The sequence below is a fragment of the Kribbella sp. NPDC002412 genome, from assembly GCF_053592935.1.
The window spans coordinates 59,504-77,588 of the sequence record NZ_JBSFBL010000045.1; the positions used below are offsets into that span (position 1 = coordinate 59,504).

General features: G+C 70.3%; 18 protein-coding genes. 8 read left to right on the forward strand and 10 right to left on the reverse strand.

The genetic code is table 11. The features are described from left to right. Positions 1-4: 4 nt before the first annotated feature. Positions 5-1,012 (forward strand): glycosyltransferase family 2 protein, encoded by a 1,008-nt coding sequence (locus tag ACWCOV_RS30505; RefSeq protein WP_449832779.1) that lies wholly within the window; start codon positions 5-7, stop codon positions 1,010-1,012. On the opposite strand, the gene ACWCOV_RS30510 is transcribed toward ACWCOV_RS30505, so the two are convergent. From ACWCOV_RS30510 to ACWCOV_RS30530, 5 genes are read right to left on the reverse strand one after another with little or no spacing between them, the layout of a single operon-like run. Next, positions 998-1,777 carry an ABC transporter ATP-binding protein gene (locus ACWCOV_RS30510; protein WP_449832780.1) on the reverse strand — a complete coding sequence of 260 codons (780 nt, stop codon included), beginning with the start codon at positions 1,775-1,777 and terminating at the stop codon, positions 998-1,000. The genes ACWCOV_RS30505 and ACWCOV_RS30510 overlap by 15 nt on opposite strands. Further along, on the reverse strand, positions 1,764-2,651 hold the full coding sequence (locus tag ACWCOV_RS30515; protein WP_449832781.1) for an ABC transporter permease: 888 nt from the start codon (positions 2,649-2,651) through the stop codon (positions 1,764-1,766). The genes ACWCOV_RS30510 and ACWCOV_RS30515 overlap by 14 nt, the downstream gene beginning before the upstream one ends. Before the next feature lie 38 nt (positions 2,652-2,689). Then, positions 2,690-3,397, reverse strand: coding sequence for a tyrosine-protein phosphatase (locus tag ACWCOV_RS30520; RefSeq protein WP_449832782.1), 708 nt, complete (start codon positions 3,395-3,397; stop codon positions 2,690-2,692). Positions 3,398-3,410: 13 nt separating this feature from the next. Beyond that, complete coding sequence (locus tag ACWCOV_RS30525) at positions 3,411-4,520, reverse strand: iron-containing alcohol dehydrogenase family protein (RefSeq protein WP_449832783.1); 1,110 nt, start codon at positions 4,518-4,520, stop codon at positions 3,411-3,413. Continuing rightward, complete coding sequence (locus ACWCOV_RS30530; protein ID WP_449832784.1) at positions 4,508-5,245, reverse strand: phosphocholine cytidylyltransferase family protein; 738 nt, start codon at positions 5,243-5,245, stop codon at positions 4,508-4,510. Before ACWCOV_RS30530 ends, ACWCOV_RS30525 begins: the two co-directional genes overlap by 13 nt. 67 nt (positions 5,246-5,312) lie before the next feature. On the opposite strand from ACWCOV_RS30530, the gene galE reads away from it, so the two are divergent. Beyond that, positions 5,313-6,266, forward strand: coding sequence for a UDP-glucose 4-epimerase GalE (galE, locus tag ACWCOV_RS30535; protein WP_449832785.1), 954 nt, complete (start codon positions 5,313-5,315; stop codon positions 6,264-6,266). Between the two features lie 8 nt (positions 6,267-6,274). Here the strand turns inward: galE and ACWCOV_RS30540 are convergent, their stop codons facing one another. Further along, the gene (locus tag ACWCOV_RS30540; protein WP_449832786.1) at positions 6,275-7,054 is read right to left on the reverse strand and encodes an SDR family NAD(P)-dependent oxidoreductase; all 780 of its coding nucleotides are present in this window, start codon (positions 7,052-7,054) and stop codon (positions 6,275-6,277) included. Between the two features lies 1 nt (position 7,055). Beyond that, complete coding sequence (locus ACWCOV_RS30545; RefSeq protein WP_449832787.1) at positions 7,056-7,736, reverse strand: TIGR03089 family protein; 681 nt, start codon at positions 7,734-7,736, stop codon at positions 7,056-7,058. A 66-nt stretch (positions 7,737-7,802) separates the two neighbouring features. Here ACWCOV_RS30545 and tatA point away from each other — a divergent pair, with 66 nt between their 5' ends. The 5 genes from tatA (at position 7,803) to ACWCOV_RS30570 (ending at position 13,151) form a co-directional block, all read left to right on the forward strand. Continuing rightward, positions 7,803-8,003 (forward strand): twin-arginine translocase TatA/TatE family subunit, encoded by a 201-nt coding sequence (tatA, locus tag ACWCOV_RS30550; protein WP_449832788.1) that lies wholly within the window; start codon positions 7,803-7,805, stop codon positions 8,001-8,003. Between the two features lie 269 nt (positions 8,004-8,272). Then, the gene (locus tag ACWCOV_RS30555) at positions 8,273-9,610 is read left to right on the forward strand and encodes a hemolysin family protein (RefSeq protein ID WP_449832789.1); all 1,338 of its coding nucleotides are present in this window, start codon (positions 8,273-8,275) and stop codon (positions 9,608-9,610) included. Continuing rightward, positions 9,607-10,677, forward strand: coding sequence for a hemolysin family protein (locus tag ACWCOV_RS30560; RefSeq protein WP_449832790.1), 1,071 nt, complete (start codon positions 9,607-9,609; stop codon positions 10,675-10,677). Before ACWCOV_RS30555 ends, ACWCOV_RS30560 begins: the two co-directional genes overlap by 4 nt. 117 nt (positions 10,678-10,794) lie before the next feature. Then, positions 10,795-12,042, forward strand: a complete 1,248-nt coding sequence (locus ACWCOV_RS30565) for an NAD(+)/NADH kinase (protein WP_449832791.1) — start codon at positions 10,795-10,797, stop codon at positions 12,040-12,042. 11 nt (positions 12,043-12,053) lie between these two features. Next, complete coding sequence (locus tag ACWCOV_RS30570) at positions 12,054-13,151, forward strand: mannose-1-phosphate guanylyltransferase (RefSeq protein ID WP_449832792.1); 1,098 nt, start codon at positions 12,054-12,056, stop codon at positions 13,149-13,151. 634 nt (positions 13,152-13,785) lie between these two features. Here the strand turns inward: ACWCOV_RS30570 and ACWCOV_RS30575 are convergent. The 3 genes from ACWCOV_RS30575 to cofD form a co-directional block, all read right to left on the reverse strand. Further along, a complete protein-coding gene (locus ACWCOV_RS30575; protein WP_449832793.1) occupies positions 13,786-14,466 on the reverse strand; it encodes a DUF3105 domain-containing protein in 681 nt (226 codons plus the stop codon). Positions 14,467-14,591: 125 nt separating this feature from the next. Then, positions 14,592-15,566: a coenzyme F420-0:L-glutamate ligase gene (locus ACWCOV_RS30580; RefSeq protein WP_449832794.1), complete on the reverse strand. Its 975-nt coding sequence runs from the start codon at positions 15,564-15,566 to the stop codon at positions 14,592-14,594. Further along, positions 15,563-16,540, reverse strand: a complete 978-nt coding sequence (gene cofD / locus ACWCOV_RS30585) for a 2-phospho-L-lactate transferase (protein WP_449832795.1) — start codon at positions 16,538-16,540, stop codon at positions 15,563-15,565. Before cofD ends, ACWCOV_RS30580 begins: the two co-directional genes overlap by 4 nt. Positions 16,541-16,654: 114 nt before the next feature. Here cofD and ACWCOV_RS30590 point away from each other — a divergent pair, with 114 nt between their 5' ends. Continuing rightward, positions 16,655-17,905 (forward strand): hypothetical protein, encoded by a 1,251-nt coding sequence (locus tag ACWCOV_RS30590; protein ID WP_449832796.1) that lies wholly within the window; start codon positions 16,655-16,657, stop codon positions 17,903-17,905. Positions 17,906-18,085 lie beyond the last annotated feature (180 nt).

An 18,085-nucleotide genomic window follows, 5' to 3' on the forward strand; every position in this document is an offset into this window, starting at 1 on the left:
TGATATGCCGCTGTCCCACTGGCCGCCCGTGTCCGTCGTGATGCCCGTGCTGAACGAGGAACGCCATCTCGAGGAAGCGGTCGGCCGCGTCCTCGACCAGGACTACCCCGGCGAGCTCGAGGTCGTGCTCGCGATCGGCCCGAGCAAGGACCGGACCCAGGAGATCGCGGAGAAGCTCGCCGACCGCGACCCGCGGATCGCGATCGTGCCGAACCCGACCGGCAAGACGCCGGCCGCGCTGAACGTCGGCATCGCGCACGCCAAGCACGACATCCTGGTCCGGGTCGACGGCCACGGAGCCCTCACCGACGGCTACATCACGCGGGCGGTCGAGGTGCTGGACGAGAGCGGCGCGGACAACGTCGGCGGCGTGATGGCGGCCGAGGGCCGGACGCCGACCGAGATGGCGGTCGCCTGCGCGTACCGCTCCCGGCTCGGGCTCGGCGCGTCCACCTTCCACCAGGGCGGCAAGGCGGGCCCGGCCGACACCGTGTACCTCGGGGTGTTCCGGCGGGCCGCGCTGGAGCGGGTCGGCGGGTTCGACGAGACCATGCACCGGGCCCAGGACTGGGAGCTGAACTACCGGATCCGCAAGACCGGCGGGCTGATCTGGTTCAGCCCGGACCTGTCCGTCACCTACCGGCCGCGCTCGTCGCTGTCCGCGGTGGCGAAGCAGTTCTTCCACACCGGCCAGTGGCGCCGGGAGGTGATCCGCCGGCACCCGGAGACCGCGAACAAGCGCTACCTGGCGCCGCCGGTCGCGGTCATCCTGCTGGCGGTCGGCACCATCCTCGGCATCATCGGCCTGGCCACCGGGAACAGCTGGCTCGACCTGGGCTTCCTGGCCCCGCTGGGCTACGCGCTCCTGCTGCTGGCCGGCTCGGCGTTCGAGGGCCGCTACCTGCCTTGGAAGGCCTTGTTCTGGATGCCGCTGGTCTGCGCGACCATGCACGTCTCCTGGGGCCTGGGCTTCCTGGTCGGGCTACGCGAGCAGCCGTCAGCCACGCGTTGACTTGATGTAGGCCGCGACCACCTCGTCGGCGGGGCCGTCGGCGCGGAGCACGCCCTGATCCAGCCAGATGGCACGGTTGCAGGTGTCCAGGACGACGTCGAGGCTGTGGCTGACCAGGAAGACCGTGCCGGCCTGGTCGCGGAGCTCGCGGATCTTGCGTTCCGACCGGACCCGGAACTCGGCGTCCCCGGTGGCCAGCGCCTCGTCGACGAGCAGGATGTCGTGCGTCTTCGCGGACGCGATCGCGAACTTCAGCCGGGCCTGCATGCCGGACGAGTACGTCGACATCGGCAGGTCGATGAAGTCGCCGATCCCGGAGAACTCGACGATCTCGTCGTACCGGCGTTCGACCTCGGTGGCGGACATGCCCATCGCGAGGCAGCCGAGGACCACGTTGCGGTCGCCGGTGAGGTCGTTCATCATCGCCGCGTTGACGCCGAGCAAAGACGGCCGGCCGCCGGTGTAGATGGCGCCGGACGCGGGCGGCAGCAGGCCGGCGACCGCGCGCAGCAGCGTCGACTTGCCGGAGCCGTTGCGGCCGATCACGCCGATCGCGTCGCCGCGGTAGGCGGTGAAGGTGACGTCCTTGACCGCGTGCACCTCGCGGATCGTCGGCCGGTCCTGCCGCTTCAGGATCCGCCGGAACGCGGTGGCCGCCGTACCCTTGCCGCCCTGGCCGGCGATCACCTTGTAGACGATGTTGACGTTGTCGGCGACGACCGTCGGCTCAGCCCCGGAATCAGCCCTGGATTCAGCCACGGCCATAACGGTCCTCCGCCTGCCAGAAGTAGAGCAGCCCGCCGGCCAGCACGACGACCGACCAGCCGATCGCGATCGGCCAGGCGTACGGGAGCTGGTTGACCTCGTGCTCGTCGAGCAGGGACCGCCGGACGATGTCGATGTACGCCGAGATCGGGTTGAACGCGAGCACCTGGATCACCCAGTCCGGCGCGTTCGCCTCGGTCAGCTTGGCCGGCAGCGAGAAGAAGATCCCGGACGCGTACAGCCAGGTCCGGGTGATGAACGGCAGCAGCTGGCTGACGTCGGAGACGAAGGTGCCGATCCGGGCGCAGACCAGGGTGATCCCGACGTTGAACATCGACTGCAGCAGCAGCGCCGGTACGACGAGCAGCCAGCGCCAGGCGAGTCCGTCGGTCACGCCGACGATCACGAACAGCAGGCCCATCGAGACCAGCATCTGGTTCAGCTCGTTGAGCACGTAGGCCAGCGGGAGCGTCGCGCGCGGGAAGTGCAGCGTGCGGATCAGCGAGAGGTTGAGGGCCAGCGACCGCGAGCCCTCGGTCATGCAGCGCTGCGTGTAGGTGAAGACGAAAATGCCGCTGAGCAGGAACGCGACGTAGTTGTCGATCCCGTTCTTGGTGCCGAGCAGGACGCCGAACGCGAGGTAGTAGACGGCCGCGTTGAGCAGCGGCGTCAGCACCTGCCACAGCGAGCCGAGGCGGGCCCCGGCGTACATCGCGTAGGTGCGTGCGGTGGCGTAGCTGAGCACGAACCTGCGACGGCTCCAGAGCTCGCGCAGGTAGGCGGGGAGCGTCGGCCGTTGTGAGCTCTTGGTCAGCCCGTACCGTTCGGCCAGCGCCGCCGGGTCAGTCGCTGAGGTCGGCTCGGCGGTCGGCATGCCCGCAAATGTACTGCGCAGGGTGACCCAGAGGTGACTCAGGTCAGGCGCTTGCGCAGGCGGTCCAGGTCGTCGGTGGTGAGGCCGCCGTGCCGCAGGTAGGCCTCCGGGCTGCCGTACTTGTCGTCGAGGTGGCGCAGGATCGCCACGATCGACTCGGCCCGGGTGTCGCGGAACTCGATCATCTCGGGGTGTTTCGAGGCGTCCGGCTCGTCGGCCAACTGCTCCGCGAGCCAGGCGGCCATCCGTGCCTGGGTCAGGAAGTAGTCGGCGACGATCTCTTCCTCGGGTACGCCGGCGATGCTCAACGCCAGCGCGACGACCATGCCGGTGCGGTCCTTGCCGCCGTGGCAGTGCACGACCACCGCGCCGTCGGGCGCGTCCGCGATCGCCTTCACAGCGGCCGCGAAGAGCTCCGGACGACGGTCGAGCATCCAGGTGCACGCGTCGACGATCGTCGCCTGCCCGTGATCCGGGTCCGCCGGGTCCTGCAACGCCTGCCGGATCGCCAGCGGATCATCGGTGAACGGCGTCGGGAACTGGGCCACCTCACCGTCGCCGCGCAGATCCAGGATCCGGCCGACGCCGGAACGCCGTACCGCGTCGATCCCGTCGGCGGACAGGAACTGCAGGCTGTCCGCCCGGATCAGCACTCCCTCCCGGATCCGCCCGCCATCGGCGGTCGGCAGCCCGCCCACATCCCGAACGTTTCGGCACCCCGGCCAGTCAAGGTCCACGACAGCCATCCAAACAGAGCCGTCAAGCGTCGAGGTTGTGGCCTTCCGGGGTGATCCTCGGCTGGGTGATCCGGACGTAGGCGTGGTCGTTGTAGTCGGCGACCTTCGAGATGATGCGTTCCGGGGTCAGGGCGGCTTCCTCCAGGACGGTGAAGCGGCCGGGCCGGGTCTGCGGCGCGAAGGCGACGATCTCGGCGAACTCCTCGAGGGTGAAGCCGAGGTCGGCCGGGCGGACCGGGAGGCCGTGCCGGTACAGGCAGTCGACGGTGGCGTGGAAGTGCTCGACCTCGCCGCGCAGGAACCAGGCGAAGGCCGAGCCCACACCGACCTGCTCGCCGTGGAAGCCTTGCCGGCCCGGGTGCAGCAGGTCGATCGCGTGCGAGATCTCGTGGCAGGCGCCCGAGCAGGGCCGGGACGACCCGGCCACCACCATCGAGATCCCGGACAGCACCAGCCCTTCGGCCAGCGCGGTGAGGAACGTGTCGTCGCCGATCCCGCCCGGGTGGTTCATCACCGCCTGCGCGGCGGACCGGGCCAGCGAGATCGCCAGCCCGTCGATCGCCTCGCCGCGCAGCGAGTACGAGGTCTCCCAGTCGGCGATCGCGGACAGGTTCGAGACGATCTCGCCGATCCCGCTGCGCACCGACCGGGGCGGCGCCTGGCCGATCAGATCGAGGTCGACCAGGACCGCGATCGGCGCCGGCACGCCGTACGAGCCGCGGCCGGCGTCGTTGCCGAGCGTGCAGATCGGCGAGGCGAACCCGTCGTGCGCGAGGTTGGTGGCGACCGCGACCATCGGCAGCCCGAGCCGGGCGGCGGCGAACTTGGTCACGTCCAGCACCGTGCCGCCGCCGATCCCGACGATCGCGTCGTACCGCTGCAGCTTGACCTCGTCGACCAGCTTGATCGCCGCGTCGAGGGTGCCGCCGCCGACGGTGAACCAGTCCGCGCCCGGCAGGCCGTGGTGGAACTTCTCCCGCACCACCGGCCCGTACGTCGCCCCGACCGCGACCGCCATCCGGCCGGACGACGAGATCCGCTGGTCGGCCAGCACCTTGCGCAGGTCGCCGAGCGCGCCGCGCCGGACGTCGACCAGGATCGGCGCCGGGATCATCCGGGCTAGGTAGGACATACGATGTCCCGGGCCCGCGCCAGGTCGTCGTGGTTGTCGATCTCGACCCACGCGACGCTGCCGATCGGGGTGACGTCGATCCGGAATCCCTGGTCCACGAGGATCTGGTACCCATCTTCGTAGTACAGGTGCGGGTCGAGTTCCCAGGTTTCCCGGAGCGCGTTCGTGAGGTCGCCGGCGGCCGCGGGCTCGATCAGGGTGACGCCGATGTACTCGCCGGTGGCGGTGGCCGGGTCCATCAGCTTGGTGATCCGCTCGACCCCGGTGGCCTCGGACCAGACCACCTTCATCTCTTCCTCGGCCAGCGCCTTCTCGGTGTCCAACGCGAGGATGATCCGCCGACCGCCGCCACGGGCGCCGAGCAGGGCGCGCTCGACGGACGCCGGGTGCACAGTGTCACCATTGGCGAGCAGGACACCCTGTGTCAGAACGTCGCGGGCACACCACAGTGAGTAAGCGTTGTTCCAGGTCTCGGCCTTGTCGTTGTGGATCAGCTCGAGCGTGACGCCGTACCGCTTCTCGAAGGCCGGCACGCGGGACTCGATCTGGCCGGCCTGGTACCCGACCACGATGGCGACGTCGGTGATGCCGACCTCGGCGTAGTTGGCCAGCGTCAGGTCCAGAACGGTCGTGCCGGAGTCGATCGGGACGAGTGCCTTGGGCAACGTGTCCGTGTACGGGCGGAGGCGGCGGCCGGCTCCGGCGGCGAGCACAAGTCCGATCATTGCCTGATGGTACGGGTTCGGCCCGTCTGTGCGCCCTGGCTTGCGATCCGGTGGCAGGATCGAGGACATGACGTGGCTCGTGACTGGTGGTGCCGGATACATCGGGGCGCATGTGGTGCGCGCGTTCCTCGCGGACGGGATCGACGTGGTGGTGATCGACGACCTGTCCAGCGGGAAGGCCGAGTTCGTCCCGGACGGCGTCCGGTTCGTGCGGTCGAACCTGCTCGACGGTACGGCGGTGCGCGACGCGCTCGACGGTGTCGACGGGGTCGTGCACCTGGCCGGGTTCAAGTACGCCGGGGTGTCGGTCGAGCGCCCGTTGCACACCTACACGCAGAACGTGACCGCGATGGTGTCGCTGCTGGAGGCGATGGCGGACCAGGAGGTCCGCAACATCGTCTTCTCGTCCAGCGCGGGTGTCTACGGGACGCCGAAGGTCGAGGTCGTGACCGAGCAGACGCCACCGGATCCGCAGAGCCCGTACGGCGAGTCGAAGCTGGTCGGGGAGTGGCTGCTCGCGGACCAGGCCCGCGCGGTCGACCTGCACCACACCTCGCTGCGGTACTTCAACGTGGTCGGCTCCGGCGACGTCTCGGTGTACGACTCCAGTCCGTACAACCTGTTCCCGATCGTCTGCGACCTGCTGACGCAGGGGAAGGCCCCGCAGATCTACGGCACCGACCACCCGACCCCGGACGGTACGTCGGTCAAGGACTACGTCCACGTGGCCGACCTGGCCCGCGCGCACGTCGCCGCGGCCCGGGCGCTCGAGGCCGGCCGGCCGCTTGAGCGCGTCTACAACCTCGGCAGCGGCACCGGCACGTCGGTCCGCGAGATCATGAACGCCGCCCGCCGGGTCACGGGCATCGACTTCACCCCCACCGAGGGACCCCGCCGCCCCGGCGACCCCTCCCGTGTCGTGGCCGCCGGCGACCTGGCCGCCCGCGACCTCGACTGGAAGAACACCTACACCGTCGACGACATGTTCGCCACCGCCTGGCAAGCCTGGCCGAAGGCCTGACCCGCTGCTCAGTACTCCTTGCGGAAGTGGCCGGACGGTGACAGGTCGGACATGCCGGGACCGGTGAGGACGCCACCTTCCACCGGGAGGGTGTGGCCGGTGATCCAGGCGGCGTCGTCCGAGGCGAGGAACGCGACCGCGGCCGCGATGTCCTCGGGTTCGCCGATCCGGCCGAGTGGATACATCTTGCTGAACCGCTCGCGGGTGTCCGGCTGGTTGTCCCAGTTGGGCGTCCGGATCGTGCCGGGCGCGACCACGTTGAAGCGGACGCCCATCCGGCCGTACCGGGCCGCGTAGTTCACCGTCATCGCGATCTGGCCGGCCTTGGCCGCCGAGTACTCGACGTTGCCGAACGCGGCGAGGCCGTTGACCGAGCTGATCGTGACCACGTTGCCGCGGGTCTTCACCAGGTGCGGGAGCGCCGCCTGGATGCAGCGCGCCGCACCGACCAGGGTGAGGTCCAGCTGCTTGTGCCAGTCTTCCGTGGTCGTGTCCTCGGGCACCGACGTCACGATGCAGCCGCCGGCGTTGTTCACCACCACGTCCAGCCGGCCGAACCGCTCGACCGCGGCCGCGACCGCCGCGTCCACGTCGTCGCGGTTCGTCACGTCGGCCCGCAGGCCGATCGCCTGCTCGCCGAGCTCCTTGGCGACTTGGGTGACCTTCTCCTCCTGGAGATCCGTCAGCACCACCGCGCCGCCCTCGGCCGCGATCCGCCGCGCCACCCCGGCGCCGATCCCTTGCGCCGCCGCTGTGATCAGCGCTACTCGCCCCTCGAACCGCTGCACGTCAGTCCTCCACCACTCGATCGACCTTCTCGTCCGACATCCGCCGCTCCAGCTTCGACTCGTCCAGGTTGCGGCACAGCACGATCGAACCACCCCCGGCGATCACGCCGACCAGCAGACCCACACCGTCGGCACTGACCAGGTCGCGGGTGACCAGGATCCGGTCCGCGACCGGTTCCGCCGTACTGATCAGGTCCTCGTGCGTCCGGTCGTCGTACGCCGGTGACGACGGCGACGGTGGATCGAACGGGACGAACACGTCCGGGTGGTTGTAGACCTCGGCGCCGTAGTCGTGCACGCCGTCCGGCAGCGGCTCGCGGAACCGGCCGCCGAGCGGCAGCAGCGCGGACGCTACCGTCTCCCGCTCGCCGCGGATTGCGAAGTCCGGCCCGGTGATCGCGAGCGCTCCGGTGCCGCTGGTGAGGGCGGCCCCGGCCGACCAGGCCGACAGCGCCCAGACGACGCCGAGCCAGTGCGGCGGCAGCCCGATCGCGACCGTCTCGCCGGCCTCCAGGTCGTACTCGTCGACCAGCAGGTTGGCGGTCTTGGCGACCCAGTTCGCGGTGGTGACGGCGCTGAGCTCGATCCGCTCACCGGTCGCGTCGTCGTAGTAGGTGAGGAACGGGGCGCCGCCGTCGCGGCGGACCGCGGCGGCGAAAAGTTCCGGCAGAACTCGTGACATATGGCCCACCCTACGGTTCGCGCACCGGCATACCGTGGCGGGGGATTTCCGGAAAGAAGGCCAGCCATGGTTCCACTGCTCGAGCTGCCCCAGGGCGGCGAATGGGTCGTCATCCTGATCATCGTGGTGCTGCTGTTCGGCGCGAAGAAGCTGCCCGAGCTCAGCCGGAACGCGGCCCGCGCGATGGTCGAGTTCAAGAAGGCGACCGCCGAGTCCGACCAGCCGAAACCGGCCGACGACGACGCGGAGAAGCCGAGCAGCGTCTGACCGTCCACCCTCGATCAGCCCCGGGCGCGGGGCCACGCCGGAAGTCAGGGCTTACCTAAGTCCTGATGGCGCGGCTGGGGCGATCGGGGTGGCATGAGTCGTACGTCGATGCGCGGTGAGATCAGGCGGTTGACCCCGCCGGCGACGGCCAGACCGCCGAGGGCCGCGACGCCGAAGCGATGAAGTGGTACAGCAAGGCCGCCGAAGAAGGCCTCGACGTCACCGACCCCGCGGTTCTCCAAAGCCTGGAGTTCTCCTAAAGTCAATGCATGCTGATCCTGGCCGGCCTGGGCCTCATCCTGGTGCTGACCGTTGCCACCGGCTACTTCGTCGCGCAGGAGTTCTCCTACGTCGCGGTCGACCGCAGCCGGCTGCAGTCGCTGGCCGACGCCGGTGACGCGGCGGCCGGCCGGGCGCTGAAGGTGACGGCGCGGCTGTCGTTCGTGCTGTCCGGCGCGCAGATCGGGATCACCATCACGGCGCTGCTGGCCGGGTACGTCGCCGAGCCCTACCTCGGCGAAGGCCTGGCCCACGTCCTCGGCAACGCCGGCGTGCCGGAGACCGTCAGCCTGTCCATCGCGGTGATCCTCGCGTTGCTCGCGGCAACGATCATCCAGATGGTGCTCGGCGAGCTGGCGCCGAAGAACCTGGCGATCGCGAAGGCCGAGGCGATCGCGCTGCGGCTGTCCCGGTCCACGCTGATGTACCTGGCGGTGGCCGGTCCGCTGATCCGGGTGTTCGACTCGACCTCGAACCGGATCCTGCGCCGGGTCGGCGTCGATCCGGTCGAGGAGCTGCCGCAAGGCGCCACCGCCCAGGAGCTCGACCGGATCATCGTCACCTCCTACGAGCAGGGCCTGCTGGACGAGGACACCATGCGGCTGCTCGACCGCGGTCTGGACTTCCGCGGCCGGACCGCCGGCGAGGCGATGAAGCCGCGCGTCGACGTGGTCACCGTGCACCAGGACGACCCGCTGACCCGTGTGGTCGAGCTGCTCGACACCGGGCACAGCCGGTTCCCGGTGATCGCCGCGTCGGTCGACGAGGTGGTCGGCGTGGTCGCGATCGCCGACGTGGTCGGGGTCGACCCGGCCGAGCGGGACCAGGTCAACGCGGGCTCGCTGGCGTCGCCGCCGGTCGTCGTACCGGACACCCTGCCGCTACCCGTCGTACTGGAACGGCTGCGGGCGACGCACCGCCAGCTCGCGATCGTGGTGGACGAGTACGGCGGGTTCGCCGGGATCGTGTCGCTGGAGGACATCGCGGAGGAGCTGGTCGGGGAGATCCGGGACGAGGACGACCTGCCGGAGACCGGGCTGGAGCAGGGCGCGAACGGGTCCTGGGTGCTGCCGGCCCGCTGGCGGCTCGACGAGGTCGCGGAGGCGACCGGGATCCAGCTTCCGGACAGTGACGACTACGAGACGGTGTCGGGCCTGGTGATGGCGCTGCTCGGCCGGGTTCCGGTGGTCGGTGACGACGTGATGGTGGAGCTGCCCCGGCGGTTCGACCACGACGGCCGGCCGGTGCCGCCGGAGATCGTCCAGCTGACCGTGCAGAGCATCGAGCGGCACGTGCCGGGCATCGTCGTCCTGGAGCGAGTGACATGAGTACGCCGGTCGCCCTGCTCATCTCGGTCTTGCTGCTGATCCTGAACGGGTTCTTCGTCGCCGCCGAGTTCGCCCTGGTCGCGTCGAAGCGGCACCGGCTCGAGGAGGCCGCCGCGGCCGGCAGCCGCAGCGCCCGGGCCGCGATTGCCGGCGTGAGCGAGCTGTCGCTGATGCTGGCCGGCGCCCAGCTCGGCATCACCCTCTGCACCCTCGGCCTGGGCTCGCTGAGCGAACCCGCGGTCGCGCACCTGCTGCACCCGCTCTTCGAGCTGATCGGCCTGCCCGAGAACGTCGGCCACGTGATCGCGCTGATCATCGCTGTCGGCGGCATCGGCCTGCTGCACGTCCTGCTCGGCGAGATGGCCCCGAAGTCCTGGGCGATCAGCAACCCCGAGCGTTCCGCGCAGCTGCTCGCCTGGCCGTTCCGCGGGTTCACGTTCGTCTTCCGGCCGCTGCTGGTCGTCCTCAACTGGCTTGCCAACGCCTGCGTCCGGGCGCTCAAGGTGACTCCGCAGCAGGAGCTGGCCAGCGCCCACGGCCCGGCCGAGCTCCGGCTGCTGATCGAGGCGTCCCGCGAGCACGGCACGCTCGAAGAGCCCGAGCACGAGCTGCTCACCGCGATGCTCGCCCTGCAGAACACCACGGTCGTCCAGGTGATGACGCCGATCGCGCAGCTCAGCACCGTCCCCTCCGGCGCTTCCGCCCGCGAGGTCGAGGTCGCCAGCCTGCGCGAAGGCCGCTCCCGCCTCGCGGTCGTCAGCTCGGGTACGACGATCTGCGGCATCGTGCACGTCCGCGACGCGGCCCGCGCGACCACCGGCAGCGGGACGACGCTGCGCGCCTCCGACCTGATGACCCCACCGCTGCAGTTGCCCGCCGACACCCCGGTCGCGACGGCGATCCGGACGATGCGCGATCGCCGTGCGCAACTGGCCGTCGTACAGGAGCAGGACGAGCCGCTCGGGGTGGTGGCGCTGGAGGACCTGCTGGAGGAGGTGATCGGGGAGTTCGACGACGAGACGGACCCGATCATCAGCGCCGCGAGAGCAGAATCACCGGAGCAGTAGTCTCCGGGGTGCGGCCAGACTGGGACCGGGTGCCGGTGCACCTGGCTCGACAGCGCCGCGGTCAGCCTCCGGACGGCGACTACCGTTGAGGCAGTAATCGTGCGGAGGAGGACTGTCGTGCCTGTGCGCAGGCTGGGGCTTGTTGTTCACGAAGGGCGTCCGGTGGCCGTGCAGACGGCCGGGACCGTGCGGGAGTGGGCGAGCCGGCATGGGATCGGGTGCACCGACATCGACGTGTGGAAGGCGCACGAGGACCGGCGCAGCGGCATGGACGAGCTACACCACGCCGGGGACCCGGACCTCGTTGTCACGCTCGGTGGCGACGGGACGTTCCTGCGGGGTGCGCGGATCGCGGCCAAGAACGACGCCGCCGTACTGGGCGTGGACCTCGGCAAGGTCGGCTTCCTGACCGAGGTGGCGTGCCGGGACGTGGAGGAGGCGCTCGAGGCGGTGCACCACGGCGGCGCCACCATCGAGGAGCGGATGACGCTGACCATGCGGGCGTCCCGGCCGCTGGAGATCCCGAGCGGGATCGAGTCGCTGCTGCGGTACGGACACGGTCCGTCGCTGCCGCCGCCGACAGTCCGGCCGGAGAGCACCGAGGGCGACGGCTGGGGGGTCGCGCTGGACGTGACCGCTTTGAACGACGTCGTACTGGAGAAGCTGGCGCGGGATCACCAGGTGGCGCTTGGTGTGTACCTGTCCGGGCGGCTGCTGGCGTCGTACTCGGCCGATGCTGTGATCGTGGCGACTCCGACTGGGTCGACGGCGTACAGCTTCGCCGCCGGTGGGCCGATCCTGTCGCCGAGCACCGAGGCGATCGTGTTCACTCCGGTTGCGCCGCACATGACCTTCAACCGGTCCGTCGTCGCGGCGCCGGACGAGTCGATCGGGCTGCGCGTCCTCCCGCACTCCGGGCAGGCCGCGGTCAGCATCGACGGGCAGCTGCGGGGCGTACTCGACCCGGGCGACTGGATCGGCGTCTACGGCTCGCCCCGGCGCCTCCGCCTGGTCCGCCTGGGCCCAACCGACTTCTACGGCCGCCTCCGAGACCGCTTCCGCCTCACCGACGCCCCCGCCACCGCGTTGGACGGCGAGTCCGAAGCCTTCTGGCGCCCCACCACCCCAGTCCCACCCGACCTGTCCCACCTCCGCCTACCCCCACCCCCCGACCCCCGCCCGTCGCCACCCACCCACGCCCACCCCACTCCACCCAGCGACGCCCACCCGTCCCCACCACCCGGCGACGCCCACCGTGCCTCAGCACCCGGTGACGCCCACCCTTCCCCACCACCCGGCGACGCCCACGGTTCTCCGTCGTCGGAGGCGGCCCGGTCTGTGTCTCCGCCTGGCGAGGACCGGTAGGGTCTCTCCTCATGCGAAACGTGGTGATCCTGGCCGGCGGTTCGGGGACGCGGCTGTGGCCGCTGTCGCGGGCCGACAAACCCAAGCAGGTGCTGCCCCTGGCGGCCGGCAACTCGCTGCTGCGGGTGGCGTACAACCGCCTGCAAGGGCTCGTCGACCCCGCGAACATCTACGTGTGCACGGTCGCCGCGCACACCGACCTGGTCCGCGAGCAGATCCCCGAGCTCGGCGAGCACAACATCATCGGCGAGCCGGTCGGCCGCGACACCGCGAACGCGGTCGGCCTCGCCTCCGCGGTGGTCGCCCGCAACGACCCGGACGCCGTACTCGCGATCGTCGGGTCCGACCACCTGATCACCCCCGAAGAGGAGTTCCGCGCCGCGATCGCCAGCGGCTTCGAGCTCGTCGAACAACGACCCCGGTCACTGGTGACGTTCGGGATCGAGCCGACCCACCCGCACACCGGCCTCGGGTACGTCGAGCGCGGCGACGCCATCGACGGCACCTCGGCGTACGTCGTCGACCGGTTCCGCGAGAAGCCGGACCGGGCCACCGCCGAGGAGTACCTCGCCACCGGGCGGTTCTGGTGGAACTCCGGAATGTTCGTCTGGCGGGCCGAGACCGTGCTCAGCGTCCTCGACGACCTGCTGCCCGAGTCCGCCGCCCAGCTCCGCCAGGTCGCCTCCGTCTGGGACACCGCGACCCGCGACGCGACGCTGGCCGAGATCTACCCGCAGCTGCGCAAGATCAGCGTCGACTACGCCGTGATGGAACCCGCCTCCCAGGGCAAGGTCGACGCCGACGTGGTCGTCGTACCCATGCCCGTGCGCTGGCTCGACGTCGGCTCCTGGGCCGCGCTGGCCGGCACGTACGACGTAGATGCCTGCGGCAACCGCACCGACGGCACCACGCTGAGCTGCCTGCTCGACTCCCACGACAACATCATCGTCACCGACGACCCCAACCACCTCGTCGCCGCCGTCGGCCTCCGCGGCCACATCATCGTCCACACCCACGACGTCACCATGGTCTGCCCCCTGGCCGATGGCGAACGCATCAAAGACCTGGTAGCCCAAGTCCAATCCGACCACGCCCACCGCTACATCTGAGCACGCCAGAACAGCCGCCGCCGAGGGCCACCGTCCAACGGACACCGCCTCCGACGGCGGCTGTTTGTTGCGCCTTCGGCGGGCCGCCGGGCCTGGAGTCGTCCTCAGGCGGTCGGCGAGACAACCGCAGGCAGCCCGACCGGGGTTTGGCTGGCACCGATCAAGGTGGGCGGGGTGGCGTGGTTGTCGGGGACTGGGTTGCTGCCGGCAACTGTCGTTGCGGGCGTATTGGGGCCGTGAACAGGTTATTGCTTGTTCACGGCAGCCGGTGGGTGTTCAAGGGCCCGGCAGTTGGCGTTGAGGTGCTGGTGGCGCAGCGCCGACGAGCCTAGGGGGAGACAGGAACTCGGGGCCATGCACAAGCAATAACTTGTTCAAGGCCCCGTCTTCCTGGGGCTAGCCACAGTTGTTGGCACACATGCAGGCGCTGCCCACTCGCCGATCAGCTGGGTGTGGATCCACGCTCTGCGGCCCGCCAAAGGCGGTGTCCGACTACCTGTGTCCGCAGTTGGCTCCGCCTAGGGCCTGAGGGCCGATCCAGGCTGTGCGCCCCGTCAAAGGCGAAACGCAGCCGCCGCCGAGGGCGGTGTCCTTTGGACGGGGCCTTCGGCGGCGGCTGGTGAGCGAACTGCGGTCAGCCGCCGTTGGGTTCCTGGGCGTCGGAGGCGGGGTACTTGTCCATGAACTGCTGAAGCGCGGTGCCGGAGACCGAGCTGCAGAACTGGCGGTGGCCGAAGGCGGTGGTTTGGCCGGCGGCGTTGCCGCTCCAGTGCGAGAAGGCGACGTTCTTGCCCTCGGGCCAGGCCTTGCCCTCGGACTCCTTGAACGGGGCGGCGATGAACTTGCCCATCGAGGAGTCGGGCAGCTTCGCCTTGGAGATCTTCTCGATCAGGTCGATCTGGTCCTTGGGGAGCGTGTCGCGGTACCACAGGATCGTGTAGCCGTGCTCCAGGTTGTGCACCAGGTTCGGCACCGCGGGGCGGTCGTCGACGGTGTAGAACTTCTTCCCGAACGGCGCCCAGACGGCGTAGTGCGGGCCGGACGACGGCGGCGAGACCGGGTAGGCGATGGCCTCGCCATCCGGCTTGTGGTCCTGGGTGCCGGAGGCCGGGTCGTCGATGATCTTGTCGCAGGAGGCGGCGCCGACGTCGACGCCGAGCTCGGCGATCGCCTGGTTCTTGGTCCGGGAGTCCTGGATCAGCCGGATCGCCGGGTAGGCGATGATGGCCAGTCCGACGATGATCGACGCCACCACGATGAGGATCGTCCGGTTGCGGTCGGACCGCGCCTGGTCCCGCTGCATCTTCTCGATCATCTGGCGGCGCGACTGCTTCTGCGACGACGCTTTACCCACAGTGTTCGTCTTCCCGGGTCGGGGCGGCCAAGACGCCGCCGTGCGAAGGCAGTGTACGCACCGACCCTGAGAGGTTGCCTAGAAAACTACTTCGACCGTGAGCCGAACGTGATCGTGGCCTCACTGCCCGGCCCGGTCCGGACGTGCACGCCGTACCCCTCGGCATGGAGCAGTACGGCGAGCCGCTCGGCGATCACCCCGACGGCGACCGGCTCGTCCCCGAACACCGTGACAGCGTTGTCAAGCAGCTCGAGGTGAATGTCCTCGACGTCGTCCAGCAGCCCGGCCCACAGCGCCGGGTCCACCTCCCGCGGACCGGCCGGAGCGGTCCGCTCCAGTACGGCGGCCCGCGCGGCCTCACGCGTCCCCAGGCTGAACATGTCGAACTCGGCGTCCCGCACCAGCGCCCGTGCGCCCGGTCCGTCCTCGCCGATCGGGAGTACGACGTCCCCGAGGCCGCGCAGTACGGCGACCGGCACGCCGTCGGCCTTGCCCTTGACCAGCTCGCTCGCACTGGCGATCTCGTCGGCCAGCGCCGGCTCGGTGACCGCGAGGACGTTGCCGTGGCTGTCCGTCGTACCGCGCAGGTCCTCCACGACGCGCACTCCGGCGGCGCCGATGGCCAGGTCGGTCTGGCCGTTGCGCCACGGGCGGCCGAGGGTGTCGGTGATGATCACCCCGACGTTCACGTCGTACCGCTCCTTCAGTGCTGCTCGCAGCGCCCGCGCAGACGCGTCAGGGTCGACCGGGAGCAGCAGGACCGTGCCGGGCGCCGTGTTGGACGTGTCGGTGCCGGCGGCTGCCATCACCAGGCCGTGCCGGGTCTGCACGATGCGGGTCTCGCCGCGCTGGGCGACGACCCGGACCAGCTCGGCGTCGACCGCCTCGTGACGGGTCGCGGTGGTGAGCCGGCCCTCGGCCTTGCTGACGATCTTGGAGGTGACCGAGACGACGTCGCCGTCGCGCAGGTCCGCCTCGTCGCCGATCAGCGCCGCCAGGTCGGCGCCGGCCACCACCTCGGGCAGCCCGATGACCGGGTAGATCTCCAGGTGCTTCCTCATCGCCGGACGGCCTCCGCGAGGTTCAGCGCCGCATTGGCCATCGCGGCGGTCTTGGTCTCGTCAGTCATCCACAACGGCACCGCCTGGACGTGAATTCCGGCGCCGGCGATCGAGTCGGCCTGGATCGCGTCCGAGGTGTCGATCAGCCAGCCGTCCAGTACGCCGCCCGACGCACGGGAACCGTAGTACCGGGCCACGGCCGAGGCGGTGGACGCGACGCCGACCGCCGCCAGCACCTTGTCCGCCATGCCACGGACCGGGCCGGTGCCGATGATCGGCGACAGCCCGATGACCGGGGCGGACGTCTCCCGGACCGCGTCCCGGATCCCGGGGACGCCGAGGATGGTGCCGACCGAGACCACCGGGTTCGACGGCGGAATGATCAGTACGTCGCAGTCGGCGATCGCATCGAGGACACCCGGGGCCGGCTTGGCCTTCTCCTGGCCGACCGCGACGATCTGGTGCGCCGGGACCTCGGCGTGCAGGCGGACCCAGTACTCCTGGAAGTGGATCGCCTTGCGCCGGCCGGGGTTGTCCGGGTCGTCCACCACGACGTGGGTCTCGATCCGGTCGTCGCTCATCGGCAGCAGCCGCACCGGGAGCTTCCAGCGCTCGCACAGCGCCTCGGTGACCGCGGTCAGCCCGTAGCCGGCGTCGAGCATCTGGGTGCGGACCAGGTGGGTGGCCACGTCCCGGTCGCCGAGACCGAACCAGGTCGGCTCCACGCCGTACGCGGCGAGCTCCTCCTTGATCACCCAGGTCTCGTCCTCCCGGCCCCAGCCGCGTTCGGCCGAGATGCCGCCGCCGAGGGTGTACATCACGGTGTCCAGGTCGGGACAGACCCGCAGTCCGAACAAGGTGATGTCGTCCGCGGTGTTCCCCACCACGGTGATCTCGGCGTCCGGGCGGGCCTTGAGCAGGCCGCGCAGGAAGGTGGAACCGCCGATGCCACCGGCCAGCACTGTCAATCGCATGAGAAGAGTCTGCACGAGTCGTCAATGCGTCGGACCACCGCACGACTATGCTGCGGTGGGTCATAACCAACCGCACAGCTGTTTGTACGGCCCCCAACATCCCGAGGAGCCCTCGTGGTCACCGACGCAACCAAGAAGCTCAGAGAGCCGGTCGCGTACATCCTGCTCGCTTTCGCCGGCCTGATCGCGCTGGCTTCGCTGATTCGCCTGTTCGTCGGCGGCGCCGGCTTCACCGCGGCCGCCGGAGGCGTGCAGGGCACGCTCACTCCGCCCGGACTCACCGCGCTGGTGATCCTTCTCTCGCTGGTCGGCTCGGTCTGGCTGGTCAACGAGCTCGGCGAGCGCACTCCGAACGCGCGCACCGTCACGCTGGCCGCGCTGGTCATCACCGGCGTGGTCGTGCTGCTCGGCCTGATCACGGCGTTCGCCGGGTTCGCCGAGACCAGCACCGCCGGCCTGAAGATCGTCGGCTTCATCTACGCCCTCGGTGGCCTCGCGCTGTACGGCGCTGCCGGGCTCTACATCCTGAAGACCTACCAGTCCCTCCCGGCGCCGGTTCGCGCGCCGAAGCAGGGCCAGTTCGCCCCGCAGGGCCAGTACGGCCAGCAGCAGTACGGCCAACAGGGCCAGCAGGGTCAGTACGGCCAGCAGGGTGGCTACGGCCAGCCGCAGGGCCAGCAGTACGGGCAGTACGGCCAGGACCAGGGCCAGGGGCAGTACGGCGCTTACGGCGCAGCGGCTGCCGGTGGAGCGGCCGCGGGTGCAGCCGGTGGGTACGCAGCTGCGCAGGGCGGCGAGCAGCAGTGGCCGCAGGAGCAGGCCTGGAACCAGGGCGAGCAGCAGGCCTGGTCGGCCGGTGAGGCCGAGGCTCAGCGCCAGGCTGGTGAGCAGGGATGGTCCGCTGAGGGCCAGCACGCCGAGCCGACCCAGGCGTGGAGCGCCGAGGGCCAGCAGCAGTGGCCCGGCCAGGAGCAGGGCCAGCAGTGGCCGCAAGAGCAGCAGTGGAGCGGCGGCGACGCCGGACAGCAGCAGTGGAGCGGTCAGGACTACGGCCAGCAGGGACAGCAGGAGTGGTCCGCGCCGCAGTCCGACGCGGGTCAGGCCGAGCCCGAGGCTCCTTCCTGGCAGCAGGGCGCAACGGAGCAGGTGCAGCCGGAGGCTCAGCAGTCCTGGCAGCAGGGCGAGCAGTCCTGGCCGGCCGAGGAGACCCCGGCCGCCGAAGCGCCGCCGGCGCCGCAGCCGGAGCAGCCGGCCGCCGAGGCAGCCGACGAAACCCGCGTGGATCCGCGGGTTTCCGAGTCCGACAAGGACGAGCAGGGCCAGCAGGGCCAGGGGCAGCAGGGCTGGTGGTCCCAGCCGTCCTGACCAACTGTCCTGACCAGGAGCCGCATCAGGCGATGAATCAAGCCACTGCCTGATCGAGCCCGCTGCGCCCGAATCGCCTTCCTGACAAGGCAGCAAGCCCTTGCCCAACCTGCGGGGTCAACATTTTTCCGCCGGTTCGGTGAGTACCACACGGATACGAGAGGCCTGTGCACACAGGCC